The organism is Mesorhizobium sp. M1A.F.Ca.IN.020.03.2.1 (assembly GCF_004023205.1).
Lineage (GTDB): Bacteria > Pseudomonadota > Alphaproteobacteria > Rhizobiales > Rhizobiaceae > Mesorhizobium.
On record NZ_RZSV01000358.1, the window covers coordinates 1 to 3,899 of the forward strand.

Here is a 3,899-nt window from a genome sequence, read left to right on the forward strand (position 1 = left end):
GGGCAGACGACGGTGAGCAGATGACACGCGGAGTGCATACGCATCAGAAGATGCCGCCGCCGCCAGTCGATGGCGAGCTTCAGCTTTTCACCGACCGCCGGCAGGGCCTGTTCAGGGGCCGGCACATGGATGATCTCGTCCTTGGTTTCGCCGGTGATGGCGGCGGCGATCGCGATGCGGCTGCCGTCGGCGCGCTCCAACATGCCCGTATCGCCTGGCTGTCCGCCCGACGTGGCATAGAAGATCGTGCGGTCGAGAAGGATGCCGCCGCGGTCATTGATGGCGACGACTTGCGCCTCCGCCGTGCTCAGATAGGCGTCGTCGCGAAACAGCGCTTCGGTTCTCTGCGCCATCAGGCCACCTTTTCGAACGGCACCGGGATGTTGGCTTTTTCGTCCATCCAGCCAGGGACCGGCAGGTTCTTGCTTCGCAGGAACTCGGGATTGAACAGCTTCGACTGGTAGCGCGTGCCGTAGTCGGCGAGGATCGTCACGATGGTATGGCCGGGGCCAAGCTCGCGCGCCAACCGAATGGCGCCGGCGATGTTGATGCCCGTCGAGCCGCCGACGCACAGTCCCTCTTCCTGGATCAGATCGAAGATGATCGGCAATGCCTCCTCGTCCGGTATCTGGTAGGAGAAGTCCGGCGTGAAGCCGTCGAGATTGGCGGTGATGCGACCCTGGCCTATGCCTTCGGTGATCGAGCTGCCGTCAGCTTTAAGCTCACCGCTGGTATAGAAGCTGTAGAGCGCAGCACCCAACGGATCGGCAAGTGCGATCTTGACTTGCCTGCTCTTGGCCTTGAGCCCGAGCGCAACGCCGGCGAGCGTGCCGCCGGAGCCGACGGCGGACACGAAGCCGTCGACCTTGCCGCCGGTTTGGGTCCAGATCTCCTCGGCAGTCGTGCGGATGTGGCCGTCGCGGTTCGCGACATTGTCGAACTGGTTCGCCCAGATCGCGCCGTTCGGCTCCGACCGTGCCATCTGCTCGGCGAGCCGCCCCGAAAGCTTCACATAGTTGTTCGGGTTCTTGTACGGCACGGCCGGCACTTCGATCAGCTCGGCTCCCAGGATCTTGATCGTGTCCTTCTTCTCCTGGCTTTGCGTGTCGGGGATGACAATGACTGTCCGGTAGCCGAGCGCCTTGGCGACCAGCGTGAGGCCAATGCCGGTGTTGCCGGCGGTCCCTTCGACGATGACACCACCGGGCCTCAGCAATCCGCGATGTTCGGCGTCCCTGATGATGAAGAGGCCTGCACGGTCCTTGACCGATTGTCCCGGATTCATGAATTCGGCCTTGCCCAGGATCTCGCAGCCGGTTGCGTCCGAAGCCTTGTTGAGCCGGATCAAGGGGGTGTTGCCGATCGCTTCGATCACATTACGGGGCATGGGGATTCCTTTATGCGTGCGGCGAGACCCTAAAAACCGGAAGCCGCGGTTTCAAGGCAAGATTTTGCCTGGTCCAGTCGCATTCGGGACGCTGCAATGCTCCCGAGCATTTCAACGATGTCATCCAAAAGCGCTCTTTTCATCCCATTTCTTCGCCGCTAGAGCACTAGCCCAGATAATTCGCAGGACTTTCAATGACACTCTACCGGGCCAACCCGAAAGACGGTGTCGCCTGGATCACGGGCGGCAGCAGCGGCCTCGGCCGGGCGCTGGCCAAGGACCTGGCGAGGCAAGGCTATGCCGTCGCGGTGACGGCGCTGGCCAGCGATCCAGCCGATACGCTGCTGGTTGAGACCGCGCAGATGGCCGGCCACGTGAAATCCTTTCCCTGCGATGTGACCGACGAAGAAGGGATGGCACGCACTGTCGCGGCGATCGAGAAAGACATGGGGCCGATCGTGCTCGCCGTCTTCAACGCCGGCAACTATATCGCCACCCCCGGTGAGCATCTCGTGGTGCGCGATTTTCATCGTTCCTTCGCCGTCAATTATTTCGGCATCGTCAACGGACTGGTGCCTGCGGTCGACTATATGCGCACGCGAGGACGCGGGCATGTCGTCCTGGTCGGGTCGGTCACGGCCTATTCCGGCTGGCCGACCACCGCCGCCTATGGCGGCACCAAGGCGGCAATCAACATCCTGGCGGAATCGCTGAAATACGACTTCGACAAGATGAACATCCGCATCCAGGTGATGAATCCGGGCTTCGTCGACACGCCGCTGACCGAGAAGAACATGCTGCCGATGCCGGGCCTGATGCCTGTTCACCGGGCATCGCGCCGCATGGCGCGCGGCATCCGGAGGGGAGGCTTCGAAGTCACCTTCCCCTATCACATAAGCTGGCCGCTGAAGCTGCTGGGCCTGCTGCCGCGACCCGTAGGCCGACTGGTGATCGGGCTGACCACCAGCTGGCGGGGACGGCCGTTGTATTTCGACCGCAAGACGCCGGGCGAAAAAAGTCCAACGGACAAAGCGGCGTAAAGCGCCTCGCGCTGAAACGCATTCAGGCAACGCGCTTTATGCCTTTCTATGCAAGTCGTTTCGCAAAACCGTCGCAGGCTTTTGCACGACATCCGCTGATCCGGGAGAGATTGCCTCTCGGTGGGCACCGCCATAGGTTGAGAATTGTTGCTTGGAGTCGGTCATGGGGCGACGGATCTTGCTTGCGGTACTGGGTCTCGTCGTTATCCTCCTCTCAGGCTTTTACCTCGGCCCACGCGTGGCGGTCGATACGACGATCCGTTTCGATCCTTCGGCGATCGGCGACGATCCGCAGGCCTATCTGGCGCGCGAAGAAGCGGCCGTGCCCAATATCCGTGACGGGTTGGACAAGGAGATCATCTGGGCGAATCCGTTGGTTCACGCCAAGACCAAGCTTGCGATCGTCTACATCCACGGGTTTTCGGCATCCAAGGGCGAGATCCGGCCGCTGCCGGACGACGTCGCCGGGGAGATCGAGGCCAATCTCTTCTACACCCGCCTGACCGGCCACGGGCAGGACGGCGCGGCCATTGCCGAAGGCAGCGTGAATGCCTGGATCAACGACTATGAGGAGGCACTGGCGATCGGGCGCGCGATCGGCGAGAAGGTGATCGTTATCGCCACCTCGACTGGCGCCTCACTGGCGACATGGGCTGCAGCCCAGCCTGGTGCTTCCGACGGCGTCGCGGCAATCGCATTCATCTCGCCTAATTTCGGCGTCAAGGCGTCGGGCGCCGAGGTCCTTACACTGCCTTGGGGCAGAGAGATTGCCGAGCTCGTCGGCGGCAGGGAGCGCAGTTTTCCGGCGCGCAATGCGCTGCACGAAAAATTCTGGACCACCAAATATCCGATCGCGGCGGCCTTGCCGATGGCTGCGCTCACCGAGCTCGCCTATCGCGCGCCGGTCGAGAAGGCGACCATCCCTGCCCTGTTCATCTTCTCGGATGCCGACAAGGTGGTCCGGCCGGACCGCACGCGCGAGGTCGCCGGCCGCTGGGGCGGTCCGCACGAACTGGTGCCGGTCGACGATACGGGCGATCCGGACAACCACGTCATTGCAGGCGATGCGCTATCGCCGCAGACCACGGGCTTTCTGACAGAGCGGATCGTGGTGTGGGTGAAGGCGCTGATGCAGCAGCAATCAAGTCCGTGAAACGAGAAACGGCCGGAGCGTTGCTTCCGGCCGTTATGCTGTTTCAATCAAACCTCGGTGGGACTTTAAGCGGCCCGGTTCGCCGGCCGCTTGCCGCCGAAGCGGCGCTTGTTGTTGCCCTTGAAGCGCTTGAAGCCGTCAGGCTTGTGCTCGCCATTCGGCTTGGCGCCCGCAGGACGTTCGCCTTGCGGCTTGGGCGCGAATTGGCGCTCGCCACCGGGCTTGCCGCCGAAGCGCTTCTTGCCGTTGTTGCCGCTGCCGGGACGGCGGCCATCACGACGGCCGCCATGGTGCTCGCGGTCATTGGCCGGCTCGAAAT

At 62.9% G+C, this 3,899-nt stretch carries 4 protein-coding genes and 1 pseudogene; 2 read left to right on the forward strand and 3 right to left on the reverse strand.

The window, feature by feature from the left end; genetic code table 11:
* Both EOA79_RS30455 and EOA79_RS30460 read right to left on the reverse strand, forming a co-directional pair.
* The coding region (locus EOA79_RS30455; protein WP_164894020.1) for an alanyl-tRNA editing protein at positions 1 to 353 on the reverse strand (353 nt) is incomplete at its 3' end.
* Complete coding sequence (locus tag EOA79_RS30460; RefSeq protein WP_095825445.1) at positions 353 to 1,387, reverse strand: cysteine synthase A; 1,035 nt, start codon at positions 1,385 to 1,387, stop codon at positions 353 to 355. The genes EOA79_RS30455 and EOA79_RS30460, both read right to left, overlap by 1 nt.
* Positions 1,388 to 1,581: 194 nt before the next feature.
* On the opposite strand from EOA79_RS30460, the gene EOA79_RS30465 reads away from it, so the two are divergent.
* Together EOA79_RS30465 and EOA79_RS30470 are read left to right on the forward strand one after the other, a co-directional pair.
* Entirely contained in the window at positions 1,582 to 2,427 is an 846-nt protein-coding gene (locus EOA79_RS30465) for an SDR family oxidoreductase (RefSeq protein ID WP_066989643.1), read from the forward strand.
* A gap of 163 nt (positions 2,428 to 2,590) precedes the next feature.
* Entirely contained in the window at positions 2,591 to 3,580 is a 990-nt protein-coding gene (locus EOA79_RS30470; protein ID WP_095825446.1) for an alpha/beta fold hydrolase, read from the forward strand.
* Positions 3,581 to 3,645: 65 nt separating this feature from the next.
* On the opposite strand, the pseudogene EOA79_RS30475 reads toward EOA79_RS30470, so the two are convergent.
* Positions 3,646 to 3,899: pseudogene (locus tag EOA79_RS30475) on the reverse strand (hypothetical protein); the annotation flags it as partial.

Bases quoted from the DNA above. Each gene is read 5' to 3' on its own strand.
- EOA79_RS30460 (WP_095825445.1), bottom strand. From the start codon at position 1,387: ATGCCCCGTAATGTGATCGAAGCGATCGGCAACACCCCCTTGATCCGG.
- EOA79_RS30465 (WP_066989643.1), top strand. From the start codon at position 1,582: ATGACACTCTACCGGGCCAACCCGAAAGACGGTGTCGCCTGGATCACG.
- EOA79_RS30470 (WP_095825446.1), top strand. From the start codon at position 2,591: ATGGGGCGACGGATCTTGCTTGCGGTACTGGGTCTCGTCGTTATCCTC.